This window comes from Vibrio sp. 1401 (assembly GCF_033340295.1).
The window spans coordinates 1-13,570 of the sequence record NZ_JAWOWF010000073.1 but is presented as its reverse complement, the minus strand read 5'-3'; the positions used below and the strand labels follow the sequence as shown (position 1 = coordinate 13,570).

Annotated in this window: 12 protein-coding genes and 1 pseudogene; 11 read left to right on the top strand and 2 right to left on the bottom strand. The window is 44.0% G+C overall.

The features are described 5' to 3' along the window. The first annotated feature begins 380 nt into the window (after positions 1 to 380). The 6 genes from R7Z77_RS22855 to R7Z77_RS22830 all read left to right on the top strand — a co-directional run bounded on the left by R7Z77_RS22855 (position 381) and on the right by R7Z77_RS22830 (position 6,580). Positions 381 to 1,691, top strand: a complete 1,311-nt coding sequence (locus tag R7Z77_RS22855; RefSeq protein WP_318136848.1) for a TolC family outer membrane protein — start codon at positions 381 to 383, stop codon at positions 1,689 to 1,691. A 2-nt stretch (positions 1,692 to 1,693) separates the two neighbouring features. Then, positions 1,694 to 2,308 (top strand): OmpA family protein, encoded by a 615-nt coding sequence (locus R7Z77_RS22850; RefSeq protein ID WP_005377354.1) that lies wholly within the window; start codon positions 1,694 to 1,696, stop codon positions 2,306 to 2,308. A 175-nt stretch (positions 2,309 to 2,483) separates the two neighbouring features. Next, complete coding sequence (locus R7Z77_RS22845; protein ID WP_005377352.1) at positions 2,484 to 2,837, top strand: DUF2750 domain-containing protein; 354 nt, start codon at positions 2,484 to 2,486, stop codon at positions 2,835 to 2,837. 187 nt (positions 2,838 to 3,024) lie between these two features. Then, entirely contained in the window at positions 3,025 to 4,995 is a 1,971-nt protein-coding gene (locus R7Z77_RS22840; protein WP_318136847.1) for a tetratricopeptide repeat-containing diguanylate cyclase, read from the top strand. An 87-nt stretch (positions 4,996 to 5,082) separates the two neighbouring features. Next, positions 5,083 to 5,781, top strand: coding sequence for an IclR family transcriptional regulator (locus R7Z77_RS22835; RefSeq protein WP_318136846.1), 699 nt, complete (start codon positions 5,083 to 5,085; stop codon positions 5,779 to 5,781). 106 nt (positions 5,782 to 5,887) lie between these two features. After that, a complete protein-coding gene (locus R7Z77_RS22830; RefSeq protein ID WP_318136845.1) occupies positions 5,888 to 6,580 on the top strand; it encodes an SDR family oxidoreductase in 693 nt (230 codons plus the stop codon). A 198-nt stretch (positions 6,581 to 6,778) separates the two neighbouring features. Here R7Z77_RS22830 and dkgB read toward each other — a convergent pair whose 3' ends face one another. Continuing rightward, positions 6,779 to 7,579, bottom strand: coding sequence for a 2,5-didehydrogluconate reductase DkgB (dkgB, locus tag R7Z77_RS22825; RefSeq protein ID WP_318136844.1), 801 nt, complete (start codon positions 7,577 to 7,579; stop codon positions 6,779 to 6,781). Positions 7,580 to 7,691: 112 nt separating this feature from the next. Between dkgB and R7Z77_RS22820 the strand changes: the two genes are divergently transcribed. Beyond that, positions 7,692 to 8,597, top strand: a complete 906-nt coding sequence (locus tag R7Z77_RS22820) for a LysR family transcriptional regulator (protein WP_225474023.1) — start codon at positions 7,692 to 7,694, stop codon at positions 8,595 to 8,597. A 132-nt stretch (positions 8,598 to 8,729) separates the two neighbouring features. Continuing rightward, complete coding sequence (locus R7Z77_RS22815; protein ID WP_318136843.1) at positions 8,730 to 9,635, top strand: TIGR03571 family LLM class oxidoreductase; 906 nt, start codon at positions 8,730 to 8,732, stop codon at positions 9,633 to 9,635. A 115-nt stretch (positions 9,636 to 9,750) separates the two neighbouring features. On the opposite strand, the gene R7Z77_RS22810 is transcribed toward R7Z77_RS22815, so the two are convergent. Continuing rightward, on the bottom strand, positions 9,751 to 10,635 hold the full coding sequence (locus R7Z77_RS22810; RefSeq protein WP_005377338.1) for a LysR family transcriptional regulator: 885 nt from the start codon (positions 10,633 to 10,635) through the stop codon (positions 9,751 to 9,753). Positions 10,636 to 10,794: 159 nt separating this feature from the next. Between R7Z77_RS22810 and R7Z77_RS22805 the strand changes: the two genes are divergently transcribed. From R7Z77_RS22805 to R7Z77_RS22795, 3 genes and pseudogenes are all read left to right on the top strand, one after another. Continuing rightward, the gene (locus R7Z77_RS22805; protein WP_318136842.1) at positions 10,795 to 11,976 is read left to right on the top strand and encodes an MFS transporter; all 1,182 of its coding nucleotides are present in this window, start codon (positions 10,795 to 10,797) and stop codon (positions 11,974 to 11,976) included. Between the two features lie 143 nt (positions 11,977 to 12,119). Then, complete coding sequence (locus R7Z77_RS22800; RefSeq protein WP_053307056.1) at positions 12,120 to 12,641, top strand: TetR/AcrR family transcriptional regulator; 522 nt, start codon at positions 12,120 to 12,122, stop codon at positions 12,639 to 12,641. Beyond that, positions 12,638 to 13,495 (top strand): annotated as a pseudogene (locus R7Z77_RS22795) (zinc-binding dehydrogenase); the annotation flags it as partial. The gene R7Z77_RS22800 and the pseudogene R7Z77_RS22795, both read left to right, overlap by 4 nt. Positions 13,496 to 13,570 lie beyond the last annotated feature (75 nt).

Sequence of the window (13,570 nt, the reverse complement as noted above, 5' to 3'; positions counted from 1 at the left end):
AGCCAGCAATTGTATTTAAAGAAATGGCATTGGCTGCTTGATATTAGCGAGTGTCGCACTTCGCAGTTGAATTCGGGCTCAATAAAGTAATTATGTGTCATACATCAATAAGAATCCAGATGCATAATTGTTTTATTTTATTAAAATCTGGACTCTCGTTTCTAGCCATTACCTCCATGTTTAATTTGAGATCTTAATTCAAGTTTTAGGCAGATTTAGTAGGTTGATTTATCAAAATTGAAACAAATGAACAGCAAATCAACAGGTTACTTCATCGCATATTAATGTTATTGTGCGCTAAATTATTGACGCCCTTATAAGTATTCCACTTATAAGCCCTATCACCTCGAGAATTTTTACCATTATCTAGGAGAATCACAGTGAAGTGGACTCGTGCCAACGCCTTTTGTATTGGTATGTTCACCGCTAGTCATGCTTTTGGGCAAACGCTAGAGCAAGCGGTTGAAAACACATTAAAAACCAATCCTGACATCAAAAGTGCGTTCAATGAATTCGTTAGCAAGCAGTATGTGAATGAAGCATCTGGTGGTGCTTACCTCCCATCCGTAGACTTAGATGCCGGTATCGGTTACGAAGGAATCAAACCCGCAGAGTCAGGGCGAGATTCAACCGATCTGACAAGAAAAGAAGCCACCGTGACACTAACCCAGCTAATATGGGATGGCTCAGCGACACTTAATGATATGGATCGAACAGCAGCTGATGCTGAATCGGTCCGTTATCAACTTCTAGCTGATGCCCAAGACACCGCTCTAGAGGTCGCGAAAGTTTATTTAGACTCAGTAAAAGCTTATGAAATTCTGACACTTTCCGAGAATAACTTGAAAGTGCATAAGAAGATCTATGAAGACATTAAAAAGCGAGTTAACTCAGGTATCGGTTCTACAGCAGACCTAACCCAGGTAGAGGCTCGTTTAGCAAAGGCTCATGGTAACTTGGTGGCAGCTCAGAACAACTTATATGACAGCCACACCACCTTTACACGCCTTGTCGGACAGTCACCACAAGGATTGATTTTCCCAAGAGCGGACCAAAACTTTATTCCCTACACCATCGATGAAGCGATTGACTTGGCATTCGAGTCACATCCAGTAATCAAAATTTCGGTAGCTGATGTGGACTCTGCAAAGTTCCAATACAAGCAATCTAAGGGAACTTACTACCCAACGATATCGGTAGAAGCGGCTCAAACATGGCGTGATGATGCAAGCGGTATCGAAGGAAGCAGCGAAGAGACAACAGCAATGTTACGTATGCGTTACAACCTCTTTAACGGTGGTAGTGACGTAGCCAACGCTGAAAGTTTTGCCTACCAACTAAATAAAGCAAAAGACCTAAGAGAACGTGCATACCGCCAAGTAGAAGAAGGTCTTCGTCTATCTTGGAGTGCGTTAGATTTTACACTTCAACAAAAAGAGTTCCTAGCGGATCACGTAGATTCGGCCTCTGAAACTGTCATCGCCTACGAAAAGCAGTATCGCATTGGAAAACGCACTCTGCTGGACTTGTTAAATACTGAAAACGAACTTTTTGAAGCGAGAAAGAACTATTTGGATGCTCGATACTCAGAGCAGTACGCCAAGTACCGCGTTATGAACGCGACTGGCCAATTGTTAAATGCCTTACGTGTCGATGTACCTACAGAATGGAATGAAAAGGTGGAGTACTGATCATGAAACCAGTGAAGATTCTATTTGCATTGGGTATGCTCGCCATCACTCAACACGTTGTTGCTGAAGACGAATATGAGTATCGTCCTGTACCAAATGCAGAACAAATAGCAGATTTGCAAGATGACGACAACGATGGTGTCATCAATGCTCGAGATATGTGTCCAGGTACACCTGAAGGCTCAGAGGTCGACAACGACGGTTGTGGAGAATACATTAAAGCATCAGATAACATGCAAGTGCGGATACTTTTTGCTAACGACTCTGATGAGATCAATCCAGTCTTCAGAAGACAAGTTCGAGAGCTTTCCGACTTTTTAAAAGAGTACCCTACTACTTCGATTGAGCTGCACGGCTATGCTAGTAAAGTTGGTGGTTCAAAGCATAACCAAGATCTTTCTGAAAGACGAGCACGCAATGTCCGTGAAGCCCTACTAAGCTACGACATCGAACCGAGTAGAGTCCGCATTGTTGGTTTTGGTGACACTCACTTAGCACAACAAGGGACCGATGAAGTCAGCCATGCTTTAAATCGTCGAGTAACCGCATCAGTCGTTGGTTACAAAGGCGAGATAAAAAGAGAGTGGACAATATTCACAACTCTTCCAGAAAGGTAAAGTACCTGTTTTTGTTTGCTCTGCAAGCATAAAGCAAACAAAAACGAGTGAATACTTAACCTCAGAAAAGGAGCTTCGGCTCCTTTATTTTTACTCATTTCGACAACCGTATTATGCTTTAGGAATCGGCACTTTAGTGTTACTCTAGCCACGTCATAACAACGAGAGTTTTGAAATGAGCAAACTTACATCAGATATCCAAGCGAACCTTGACCTTTTTGTTGCAGAAACGAAAGAAAACCAATTGGTTTGGGGTTTACGCAATGAAGAAGGTTGGCTATCTTGCGATTCAACTGAATTCGAAAACAGCGAAGTCATGCCTTTCTGGTCTTCTAAAGAAGATGCAGAAGCACATAATGTTGAAGAATGGGCAGATTTTACTGTACTAGAAATCCCATTAGATATCTTTGTTGAAGATTGGCTTTTGACTCTTGCTGAAGATGGTGTTCTTGTTGGAACTAACTGGAACGATCAGTTAGAAGGCAAAGAAATGGAGCCTCAAGATCTAGCAAAGCTTTACATTGATTAAAGATTTCTGACCTCAACTTTATGTTGAGGTCTTTCTTTTTTATGCCTCTTCTTTCAATATCTCGACCAAGTGCATAGTTTTACTGCTCTTTTTCTTAGTACACCCAACTTAATCACAACGCTGATGTGTTAAAAGCGCTATGATAACTCAACTTTAAAGGCACCTTAAATTAAAGGCTCGTTTAAACATGCGCGTGCTCTATCCCTTGCTTGCGTCACTTTTGCTCACTCCAGCATACGCAAGCGACACTCAAGATATTGAACCAAACCAAAATATCACACAGTGGCACTCTGTCTACCAAACCACACTACGAAGCAACCCTGAGTCGGCATTGAGCATGCTTCAAGATCGCTACCATACAGCGAAATCGGACAGCGAAAAGCTCTACGTAAGTGGATTGATTTATGAATATATGTCAAACATAAATCAACCTTACTACGGCAGCAGTCAAGTCTTAGACAACCGTTTTTCTCAATTAGAATCAGAATATATTCTTGCCTTAAAGGAACGTAAGCATGGTAGTTACGAGGCCTCAGTAGATAGCTTTTCTTCTTTGCGACAGACAATGAAGAAAATATCCGATTCCGAAGGCAAGGCTCTGATGAACTATCAACTTTGTTATACGCTGAATCAACAAGGTCGTTATCACAAAGCAAACTTTTATTGCTCATCCTTAGAAAGCCACTTAAATCATAAGCATCAAGAAAACTTCCCTGTTGATCTTGCTTTGCGCGTAATAGCAAATAACTACAATTACCGCGGTGACTATGAAAAAGCCTTAAGTTTGTATCGACAGTTGATGGCCAACATGTCGACGCAAAGCGATCCTTCAGGGATTTACAATGACGTCGGCACTTTACTTGCAGAGCTGGGGCAATTTGAACAATCAGAGCAATATCTCATTCAAGCCCTACTGGTTCGCCAAGATGAAGGGACACCTCTTGAAGTTGCGCAAGTCGAACATAGTCTAGGAGCGATGTACAGAAAATCCAAAGAACTCGATAAGTCCATCAGCCACTACAAAAATGCATTAACGATTCTCGAACAACTTCATTACCCATACGGGCAAGGGTTGACCTATTTAGGGTTATCTGCTGCTTTGGCCGATTCTGGGCAATTGGATACCGCGGTATATTACATTGGAAGAGCATTAAACATTGCCCAAACTTATGAGAATACGCACCTTGAAACAGAGGGTCATTTGGCTGCTGGATTGGCATATTTAAAGAACCATACACCCGAAAAATCGATTGAACACAGTACAATAGCGTTAAGATTAGCGGTAAAAAACGCTAGGCCCTTATTGCAAGCGCAAGCCCAATTACTCCTCTCAAAAGCATACCAAGCTCAAAATGATTACAAAAAGGCGCTGGAGCATCACAAGGCCTACTCGACGATTGAACTAACGAACCGAGATGCGAGTAATATCAAGGCGTTAGAGGCACTAGATCTCACTAAAAAAGAGTATGAATATGATCTACAAGTCGCGCAGTTGAACAACGAAACTCTTCTAAGTCAGTACCAGTTTGAAAAACTCACAGACCAACAACGCACTTATAATTTTGTTGTTTTCTGTTTATTGGTTCTCCTCGCTCTGGCATTGATGGTTCAGCGACAAACACGCTTAAAAGCCAAAATAGACAGCTTAACGTGTGCATTAAACAGAGCGGCAATTATAGAGACGATTAAAAGCCAAACCTCCAAAGCTGAAGGAGACTTCCGCTACGTTCTAGCATTAATCGATCTAGATGACTTTAAGGCGATTAATGATCAGTATGGTCATCCGACTGGCGACTTAGTACTACAACAGGTATGCAAAGCGCTTAAAGCTAAACTTAATAAGGGAGAGTACTTGGGTCGTTCAGGTGGAGAAGAGTTTATCTTGCTATTGAAAAACGTCGATGAGATTGACGTTCCCTTTAGAATACAAAGTCTGCATAAAACAATTTCAGAAAAGAGTGTACATTCGCTTAATAACCATCAATTGAATATATCTGCGAGTCTGGCCTATCTATCAACCTCAATGCCACTCACCAACTTTGATGAGTGGCATTCGATATTAGACCAAGCGTTATACAATGCTAAGAAGCAAGGAAAAAACTCCCTTGTGGACGCATACAACGAGCCGATCAGTTTAAGTGCTGAGTATATTCTCTAATAAAACCAAACCACCAGCGTAGTGGTTTGTTATAGGTGGAAGCATCAGTAAGCCATTCAGATGCAACACCATCATCAAGGAGTCTTTGTGCCCAAGGCAAGAAAAAACATTCAGTCTCTAGAGCGAGGTTTTCTAATCCTCGAGTTGCTCTCGATGAGTGAGTCTCCCCTATCATTACAGACGATCAGTAATGCGATCCAGTTAAATAGGACGACTGTTCACGGGTTACTTGCGACTCTACACTCTCTTGGATATGTATCCAAACACAACCATAGCTACAGCCTAGGGTTTAGATGCTATGAACTGTCTAAGCCGATTGAACAAAAAAACGAAGCTATCCGACAACATTTTGTTCCATTGCTGAAAAAAATGGCCCAAATGACTAACGACACTGCTTACCTCGCTGTACAAAGTGGCGCTAAAGAGTACTTGTATATCGATGCTATAGAGCAGGATAACCCTCTTACTATCCGTAGCCCGAGAGGGAAACGAGAAGGACTCACAACATCTGCGATCGGCAAAGTTTTTCTTAGTTTTGATGATGAGCTTCGCCGAACATTGCGCCTTGAAAGCCAAATATCCCCCACGTTAGAAACTGAACTTAATCAGGTTGTATTATCAGGTTACGCACTCGATTTAGAAGAGGCAGAGCCAAACCTCAATTGCTTAGCGATCCCCCTTTACTTGGATGGTAAGGTCGTTGCTGTTGCAGGTGTCAGCGGTGCTGTCTCCGAACTGACGGTCACTAGGCTAAAACACTTTGCCAGCATCTTTCTCAAACTTTAAGATTTGACAATGTCGAATTCTAGGCCATTTTTATACTGTTTTGATTACATGCTTATACGTCGCCTCTAATATGGTCGTTGTTCAACTCAACAACGTAGGAGAAGCGATGTCTACTGTATTAATCACTGGCGCTAACCGTGGCTTAGGCTTGCAATTTGTCCACCACTACCTTGGAAAAGGTTGGCAAGTTATCGCAACTTGTCGTTCACAAGAAAATGCTAAGCAGCTCAATGAACTAGTAACCCAATCTAATCAACTTCAACTGATGGCTCTAGACGTCACTAACCAACAAGATATCGATCAGTTAGCCACTCGATTAGCGGATCGTCCGCTCGATCATTTAATTCTGAATGCAGGTGTATTAGGCGAAGAGTGTGCAACGCTTGGCGAAATGACCCAGAAAAAATGGCTAGAAGTACTAAACATAAATACCGTCGCACCTGCCCTGCTAATTCAAGCCCTACAAGACAACGTTGCGAAAAGTCAGCACAAAACCATCGTGGGAATCTCAACCCGAGTTGCGAGTTTAAGCGATAACAGTTCAGGTAACATGTACAGTTATCGAGCATCTAAAGCAGCGCTTAATCAGGTTCTAGTATCAGCAGCACGCAATCTCGAATCGCAAGGAGTAAAAACTGTCGCAGTTCATCCCGGCTGGGTAAAAACCGATATGGGCGGTGAGGACGCAACCTTTTCTGCCGAGGAAAGTGTTGCAGGCATTGTTTCGGTCGCAGAACAGCTAACACTTGAGCAATCCGGAAGCTTCCGCGTATTTGATGGCTCTACACTCGAATGGTAACTGTTCTCTAAATGACGTCTCCCGGCCAAATTGAAGGCCGGGAGAATACAGTAAACTAATAGGCCAAAAAGATAAAAGCTCGCACTATCGTCAGACAAGCGAGCCGTTATCGTCTATGGTGTTGTACTACCGTCAAACGCTGAGGAAGTCAGCGATTGCAGAGGTGTCATTTAGGCAATGATTTCCCGTGAAACTCACTCAATCATCCCACTCAGGCGCTAGCCCTTCAGGGTTTACTTCGCGGCCATCTCTTTCCAACGCATCTATCTTTGCAATCGCCTCTTCACTCAGATTAAGTTCAAGTGCTTTCAGGTTACTTGCTAAATTCTCTCGTTTAGTTGAAGACGGGATCACCGCGTAACCTTTTGACAAAGCCCAAGCAAGCGCGACTTGAGCTGGCGTGGCCTGATAGTCCTCAGCAATACCTGCAATAGTTGGGTCCCCAAGTACTTTCCCATATGCCAAGGTCATGTAAGACGTTACCTGAATATCGTTTTCCTGCATGAAGCTGACCAACTTACGATTTTGCAAATAAGGGCTAAGCTCGATTTGGTTAGTAACAATATTCTCTTTACCGACCACTTCTATCGCTTGTTGCAACAAGTCAATATTAAAGTTGGATACGCCAATATTACGGGTTAACCCTTGCGATTTAGCTTCAAGTAATGAAGCCATGTATTCGTTCAAGTTATTGTTATTGCCAGGCCAGTGGATCAAGGTCAAATCCACATAATCTGTATTTAGCTTTTCTAAGCTCTCTTTTAGACTTGGAATGAGTTGTTCCGTGTTCATGTTATCAACCCAGATCTTGGTCGTAATGAATAGCTCATCACGTGCAATACCGGACTGTGTCAATACTTCACCGATTTCTGCCTCATTACCGTAAATCTGTGCCGTATCAATTACGCGGTAACCCACTTCTAACGCATTACGGACTGAATCCTTAACTACTTCACCCTCTAAACGAAACGTGCCGACGCCAAATGATGGTACTTTCATCTAAATTTCCTGAATTATCGATTTTATAGTTGATTCGAAGCAAAACTTTACGCCGCAAGAAACTTTCCGTAAAGTTAACAATACTCAAATCTAATTTGAAATATATTCAACAATGAAAGCTACTCTAGATGAAATGCGCACCTTTATGGCCGTGGTCGATACGGGTTCAATCAGCTCTGCGGCTGAACTGTTATCGATGACCGTCTCGGCGGTGAGTCGATCGGTATCTCGGCTAGAAGCCAAACTCGAAACGACCTTGTTAAATCGCACAACCCGTAAGTTAGATGTTACTAATGAAGGAACGATATACCTCGATAAAGTCAGACATATTGTAGAAGCAGTAGAGAATGCCGAAGCACAACTGAAAAGCCAGAAATATAAGCCTTCTGGCCTCCTACGAATAAACGCAGCTACCCCGTTCTTACTGCACGTACTAACGCCGCACATTGCTAAATATCAGAGCTTCTATCCAGAAGTCGAAATCGATCTCAATTCCAATGAGGAAAATATTAGCCTTTTGGGAACAAAAACCGATATTGCTTTTCGTATCGGTGAGCTACAAAACTCAACCATGCGCGCGATATTTCTTGGTAAAAGTCGGATTCGAATCGTCGCGAGTCCAGAGTATTTAAGACAACATGGTACTCCAACCTCAATAGATCAGTTACTCAATCACAAGCTACTTGGATTCAACAAGCCGGAGTATCTTAAGGAATGGCCGATCATGGATGATAAGAACAAACTTCTGCGTATTATGAGTAGCCTAAGATCTGATAATGGCGAGACGCTAAGATGTTTAGCCTTACATGGTGCGGGGATAGCTTGCCTGTCTGACTTTATGACCTACTCTGACCGACAAGCTGGTCGCTTAGTGGGCGTGCTTAGTGAACACACGCATAATGTCGAACAGCCCGTTCATGCGGTGTATTACAAAAATGCCAGTACCTCACGCCGGATCAGCTCTTTTATTGACTTCATCAAGCAAGAAATCAAGGTAGAGAACCACCAGTTCCTTTAAAGACCACCGCTGTTTGTGGCAAAACACTTTTGTCTTTTTGCCGCTTTTTCTCACAACAAAAATCTCATAGTGTCCTGAATATCAGGGAGGCACCTTGCCTCCTAGTACTCACAGTAATAGTCAGGCTTCATAATGCATAAAGATTTAAGTAACAGATTCACCATCGGGGTTGAGCTCCCCCTAGATAATGACTGGACCCAAGAAGGCCAGAAAAAACGCCTGCTCCAACGAAAACCGTTCGGCGTACCAGACATGAGTGCACATAAACAGCGTATTATGTTAGCCGATAAGTTAGGCTTTAACGTAGCGTGGGTGAGAGATGTCCCGTTGTACGACCCTAACTTTGGAGACGCGGCACAAATTTATGAACCGTTCAGTTATCTTGGCTATCTCTCTGCGTGCACCGACAACATTCTACTAGGGACAGCAGCGATAGTATTACCGTTAAGACAACCTTGGCTAGTGAAAAAAGCCGCTGCGACCATCAACGAGTTAAGTGGTGACCGCCTGATACTCGGTGTGGCTAGTGGAGACCGCCCTAGTGAATATCCCGTTTTTAATGCCAACTTTGACAGCCGTGGCTCAGCTTTTCGAGAAAGTGTAGAGATTTTGAAAGATACGCAAAATGATAAGCTGGGTAACGATCTACAGTTATTACCCGAGTTTGCTGATATTCCTATCTATGTCGCAGGGTTAGCGCAGCAAAGTCCACAATGGATAGGAGAAAACCTAGACGGCTGGCTCGCCTACCCAGGCACACCTGATGATCATGAACACCGCGTTGCACTTTGGCGCTCCGTAGCGGGAAACAAACCCTACGCCAGCTTTATTCATCTTGATTTAGTCGATAACCCAAATGCACCAGTCGTTCGGCATCATTTTGGTATCCAGGCCGGAGTCAATGGCTTGAGCGATGAGCTAGAAAAAATGCAAGAAGCAGGAGTCAATCACATCGGGTTGCATTTCCGTCGTAATAGCCAACCAATTGATAAATCAATTGAACAGATCGCTCAGTACGTGTTGCCACGCTTTAACTAAGATCAAATAAAAATATGTGCCACCTTACTAAGGGGTGGCACGCTAGGCTTGGCAGTTGGAAAAACAAAAGCCGCAATAACGACAAAACTCTTTTGTTAAAACAACAATAATAGTGTTATTTTAAAGTAAGTCTTGGTTGAATAAAGTCGATGAACGCGGAAATACGTTTAGAGACTGAAGAAGATTTGTAGAACACAGCATTGACCTGTTCTCGTCCAGTATTTGTGATTTTTTCCGATTCAAACAATGCCACTAACCGTCCAGAATCAAGATCATCTTTCACCATAAAGCCAGATAAACATGCAATGCCGTTCCCTGCCAACACTAACTGTCTAACCGTTTCACCACTGCTGGATAGGATATCAGGCTCTATCATCTCAAACCCTCGTAATGGCCACTGATTTAACACTTTAGCGCCAGAAAAACCGATCAAGTTATGACTGCGCAAATCGCTCACCGCTTCAGGGAAACCTCGTTTAGATAAATAACCAGGCGTGGCAACGATAAATAGTGGGCTTGTTCCTAAAGGTTTAGCATGCAGTGTTGAATCCGATAATCGTCCAATACGTATCGCCACATCGGTTCTTTTTTCCAATAGATCCACAAAACCCTCATTAGAGGTAAGATCGAGTTGAATATCAGGATAAGCCTCTTTAAATGGCTGAATTAACGGCACGAGTTGATGTAAAACAAATGGGCTAGCGGCATCAACTCTTAAGCGCCCCTTGGGTAATTCACCTCGTGTGATGATCTCTTCTTCAGCTTGCTGTATTTGTAGTAAACCTAAGCGAACCGCTTCAACAAACTGATGCCCTTCCTCAGTAACTTCCACTCTGCGCGTCGTGCGATTCAGCAAGGTTACCCCCAGCTGTGATTCAACTTTACTAACCGCACGAGATACCCTAGCGACTTGAATACCTAGTGCATCAGCAGCGGAAGAAAATCCACCACTATCCACAACTGCCATAAGAATCTCTAATTCATCTGATCGGGTTAACATTTCATCCCCTTTCTTAACTGCGCACTTTTATCATTTATAACAAAAGTATTTTGTAATAAACACCATTTTTCGCAACGAATAACTCTTTAATAATACACGACATGGAAACGGGCTATTCGTTTATCCATTCATATTCAATGATTATAAGAGAGAGTTGTTATGCCTTTAGCTTTACTTGCATTGACGCTTAGCGCCTTTGCTATTGGAACCACGGAGTTTGTAATTGTCGGTCTGATATCGACTATGGCCTCCGACCTCAACGTATCATTACCTTCAGCGGGTCTTTTAGTTAGCCTGTACGCACTTGGTGTTGCGGTTGGTGCTCCCGTTTTAACAGCGCTGACTGGTAACTGGAAAAGAAAGTACGTTCTGCTTTCTGTTATGGCACTGTTTGTTCTTGGCAATCTGTTAGCCTGGCAAGCACCTGGATACAATACACTAGTTACAGCAAGGATACTGACCGGGCTTGCACACGGTGTGTTCTTTTCGATCGGCTCGACTATCGCCACTGGCCTAGTGTCAAAAGAAAAAGCCGCTAGCGCAATTGCTATTATGTTTACCGGTCTGACCGTAGCTCTAGTGACGGGCGTGCCACTTGGAACCTGGATTGGCCAGACATTTGGTTGGCAGGCAACCTTCCTAATCGTCGCGATCCTTGGAATCATCGCACTGATAGGAAGCGCTCTACTAGTGCCGAGTAATCTGAAACAACCACCAGCAACCAAGCTGTCATCGCAAGTAAAAGTCTTGACTCAGCCTCGTCTACTTTTGGTGTACGCAATCACCGCGCTCGGTTACGGTGGTACGTTCACAGCCTTCACTTACTTGGCTCCTATTTTGGAAGAAGTTTCGGGGTTTGGCTCTAGCGCTATCGGCCTAATTATGTTGGTTTATGGTGTATCAGTCGCATTCGGCAACATCTGGGGCGGAAAGATGGCCGACTCTATGGGGCCAATCAAAGCTCTGACAGCGATTTTCTCGGGCCTAATTGTGGTATTGCTCGTGTTTAGTGTCACAGCATTTAATCCAATTTCTGCAGTAGTGACCATTCTTGTCTGGGGTGCCTTTGCCTTTGGTAACGTTCCAGGACTTCAAGTTTATGTTGTCAAACTAGCAGAGAAATATTCACCTGATGCAGTCGACGTCGCTTCTGGTCTCAACATTGCTGCATTTAACGTAGGTATTGCACTGGGTTCTTGGGGCGGTGGCCTTATCGTGGCCAATGCTGGGCTGATGCACACACCTTGGATTGGCGCGATCGTAGTATTAGGTGCTCTACTACTAACCCGTTTCAGCGGAATGCTAGACAAGCGTGGAGAGCAGCACGCAACGGCACACTGATTCACGTTCCAAATCGATAAAAATCACTTAAATTAGCCCGGCATTACGTCGGGCTTTCAATACAGAGTTCAAATACACCATTGACTGAGGTAGAAAGTTTATTCTACCCTTAGGTAAAACAAACGTTCTACCTGGTGTATCAAATAGTGAAAGAAAAAATCGCAGCAAGCCTAGAAAAAGCATTCAGTCAGTATGGCTTCGCCGAGCCTAGCGTACCCCAACTCAAAAACGCCTGCGAAGTCAGCCTGAGAACCCTGTACAAATACTACCCCTCCAAGGAAGCGATGATTGTTGCAGCTCTCGAGCATCGCCATCAAAGGTATTTGAGTTTTTTGCTCGAAGACGCCCCTGCCAATGGAACACCGGCTGTATTACACCTATTCACTCGCCTCGAGGATTGGATGAAGGAGTTTGCACCGAATGGCTGCATGTCCATCAATGCATTAGCAGCCTATCCAGAAAATCTATCAATTAATCAAGCAGTAAAACAACACAAATTGGCGGTCCGTCAGCTTATGGGCCAACTAAGTCAGCGAGAAGACCTCGCAACCACACTCTTCTTGTTACATGAAGGTCTATCCAACGCATGGCCGGTTCTCGGTCACGCTGCCTTTGCATCCGCTGAACGCACTCTGCTAGAACTAATGAAGGAGAACAATCAATGACCACAATCCCGAAAGTCATGAAAGGCGTCCAACTTATCGGTCATGGTGGGCCAGATATGCTTCGTTACCGCGATGATCTACCTGTGCCAGTCCCCTCGCCTGATGATGTATTGATCCAAGTTGCCGCTGCCGGAGTCAATAACACCGACATCAATACCCGAACAGCATGGTATTCTAAAAATGACGCCAATAGCATGGATGCAAGTTGGTCAGGAGACGCGCTATCTCTCCCTCGAATCCAAGGTGCCGATGTATGCGGTACCATCGTCGCTGTTGGTGAGAATATCTGCCCATCACGAATCGGTCAGCGTGTGCTTATCGAACCATGTATTACGCGCTTCCACAGTCAAGCACTTAGCTCGCCTTGGCACTTCGGTTCAGAATGTGATGGTGGCTTTGCTCAGTTCACTGTTGTTGACAGTAAACATGCATATGCTGTGAATAGTAGTTTATCGGATATCGATTTGGCCTCCTTCCCTTGTTCTTATTCAACTGCCGAGAACATGCTTGTCCGCTCTAATGTCACAGCGAGCGATACCGTACTGATTTCAGGGGCATCCGGCGGTGTTGGCTCTGCCGCAATCCAACTGGCGAAGGCGCGTGGAGCATACGTCATTGCTATCGCCAGCCCAGAAAAGAAAGAACAGATCACGGCATTAGGAGCAAACCAAGTTATCCCTCGCGATGCAAATTTGCCGGCGACTCTCGGAGAAAACAGCGTTGACGTAGTGATTGATCTGGTCGCAGGAGAGCAGTGGCCACAATTTCTTCAGGTACTAAAACCAGGATCAAGATACGCTGTTTCCGGCGCCATAGGCGGTCCAATTGTCGAGCTGGATGTAAGAACTCTTTACGGCTTTGTTGCGTAATTCGATGGAACTAAATCAGGAAGTTACGATCTGATCGGTTACATCAGTTAATCATCGTAG

Bases quoted from the DNA above. Each gene is read 5' to 3' on its own strand.
- R7Z77_RS22850 (WP_005377354.1), top strand. From the start codon at position 1,694: ATGAAACCAGTGAAGATTCTATTTGCATTGGGTATGCTCGCCATCACT.
- R7Z77_RS22845 (WP_005377352.1), top strand. From the start codon at position 2,484: ATGAGCAAACTTACATCAGATATCCAAGCGAACCTTGACCTTTTTGTT.
- R7Z77_RS22840 (WP_318136847.1), top strand. From the start codon at position 3,025: ATGCGCGTGCTCTATCCCTTGCTTGCGTCACTTTTGCTCACTCCAGCA.
- R7Z77_RS22830 (WP_318136845.1), top strand. From the start codon at position 5,888: ATGTCTACTGTATTAATCACTGGCGCTAACCGTGGCTTAGGCTTGCAA.
- dkgB (WP_318136844.1), bottom strand. From the start codon at position 7,579: ATGAAAGTACCATCATTTGGCGTCGGCACGTTTCGTTTAGAGGGTGAA.
- R7Z77_RS22820 (WP_225474023.1), top strand. From the start codon at position 7,692: ATGAAAGCTACTCTAGATGAAATGCGCACCTTTATGGCCGTGGTCGAT.
- R7Z77_RS22815 (WP_318136843.1), top strand. From the start codon at position 8,730: ATGCATAAAGATTTAAGTAACAGATTCACCATCGGGGTTGAGCTCCCC.
- R7Z77_RS22810 (WP_005377338.1), bottom strand. From the start codon at position 10,635: ATGTTAACCCGATCAGATGAATTAGAGATTCTTATGGCAGTTGTGGAT.
- R7Z77_RS22805 (WP_318136842.1), top strand. From the start codon at position 10,795: ATGCCTTTAGCTTTACTTGCATTGACGCTTAGCGCCTTTGCTATTGGA.